This is a genomic window from Aquificaceae bacterium (assembly GCA_037722135.1).
Taxonomy (GTDB): Bacteria; Aquificota; Aquificia; order Aquificales; family Aquificaceae; genus Pampinifervens; species Pampinifervens sericum.
This window is the reverse complement of sequence record JBBKAW010000062.1, coordinates 24,981-26,632: the sequence shown is the minus strand read 5'-3', so window position 1 is coordinate 26,632 and position 1,652 is coordinate 24,981. Positions and strand designations below refer to the sequence as shown.

Genomic DNA, 1,652 nt, shown 5'->3' with positions numbered 1-1,652 from the left:
ATACTACAGCAGGGCATACGACAGGTTTGTTCTTGCCTTAAGATACTCACCAGACAGGGGTTGGCAGGCGAGGGTAAACGCCACTATAGGCTTAACTCTTCTGTATATGGGTAGGGACAATGATGCGATAGTTTATTTTGAAAGGGCAAGGGTTATTGACCCAAGGAACGAGATAATTATTGCCTATTACGACTGGGATACTTCTGGGAAAGGTCCAAAAAAGCCAAAAATAAAGAAAAAACCAAAGGATAGAGAAGGCTTTGAGATAACCCTAAGATGGCTTGATTAGGGTATAGTTTCTGCGTAAGACCTGCTAAGTTTAAAGAGCCTGCGTGCTAACTTCTTAGCCTCGTCCTTTTTCTCATAATGAGGGTCATCAAGCAAAAAGCTGTTTACCTTTCCTCTCACATAAGCTCTGTAGCATTTGAAAAAGGGCAAAAAGAGGTCAAACTCTTCATCCTGCGTTATTTTCTTGTATTCTTCTTCATAGACTTGAGAGAGGTCTCTTCTTCCTACAAGCTCAAGCTCCATAGAGAGAAAGCACATATCGTTTATTACATCACCACACCTAAACCTGTCATTAAACTCAATACAGTCAAAAACACAGATACCTTCCTCTAAAAAAGCCACATGCTCAAGCCTTATATCTCCATGTCCGTCTTTGATGCGTCCGTCCTTTATGCGTTTTTCAAAAAGGTCTGAGTATTTTCTATAAAAGTCTTCTGTTTTCTCCTTGATAAACTCGTAGTCTTCCTTGTCTATGGTTATGCCTATGTATTTTTCAGTTTGTAAAAAGTTTTCGTCGGTGTTGAACTTCATTACCTCAAGCCTTCCGAACTCATCTCGCCTCTCTGCCTTTGCATGGAAGTTTGCTATATGTCTTGCAAGTTCTTTCATGTCCTCTTGAGAGACCTTTGAAAGCATGTTTTTTAGAAGCCTTTCCTCTGGTATCCTTCTCATCTTCACCGCATACTCCACTGGGTTTGAGGGGTCTTCTATACGATATTCACCATCTACATAACTTATGGGAACCACATCCATGTATACCCATCCACATAGCCTTCTGTTTAGCTCCAGCTCTTTTTTGCAGTTTTCAAGCCTTTTCTCTAAGGTAGAATAGTCCAGAAAGCCAAAGTTTACTGGCTTTTTAATCTTGTAAACCACCTTCTCTAAAAGCAATACCCAGCTTGTATGAGTCTGTAAAACCTCCGCACTTAGACTTTTTGATAACTGTTCTATCATGATATCAATCCGTAAAGCCTTTTAAAGTATTCTAACACCTTTGGCAGTTCTTCGTATATTTTATCCGCTAACTCCTCATCGTAGGTGTGGGAGGTAAGGTTTCTATAGTCACATATCTGAAGCCAATAGGGGTCGTTATCTATTAGACCAACAGAAAAGGCAAGCCTTAGGCATCCCTTTGGAGACCTGCATTCAAGACCTTCCACCTCTTCAAGATAAAGCTTGAGGGTTTTCCACGCAAGGTCAAAGGTAAATTCAAACCTCTGTATGGCGGAATCTCTAACCACTGCGTTTTTTTCCAGCTTTAGCACCTCTTCCAACCTTTCTATAGCCTTTGCGAGCTTTTCAATGAATATCCTTCTCTGGCTCATAAATGACCTCTATGTGTTTTAGGGCTTCTCTTTTGAACT

At 40.6% G+C, this 1,652-nt stretch carries 3 protein-coding genes; 1 reads left to right on the top strand and 2 read right to left on the bottom strand.

Features of this window, described 5'->3' with window-relative positions:
* Nucleotides 1-289 (top strand): hypothetical protein (locus tag WKI49_04645; GenBank protein MEJ7621785.1); only part of this gene is annotated, 289 nt, incomplete at its 5' end.
* Here WKI49_04645 and WKI49_04640 read toward each other — a convergent pair.
* Nucleotides 286-1,242, bottom strand: coding sequence for a gluconokinase (locus WKI49_04640; protein ID MEJ7621784.1), 957 nt, complete (start codon nt 1,240-1,242; stop codon nt 286-288). The two genes, WKI49_04645 and WKI49_04640, sit on opposite strands and share 4 nt — an antisense overlap.
* Nucleotides 1,239-1,613, bottom strand: coding sequence for an HI0074 family nucleotidyltransferase substrate-binding subunit (locus tag WKI49_04635; GenBank protein MEJ7621783.1), 375 nt, complete (start codon nt 1,611-1,613; stop codon nt 1,239-1,241). Before WKI49_04635 ends, WKI49_04640 begins: the two co-directional genes overlap by 4 nt.
* Nucleotides 1,614-1,652 lie beyond the last annotated feature (39 nt).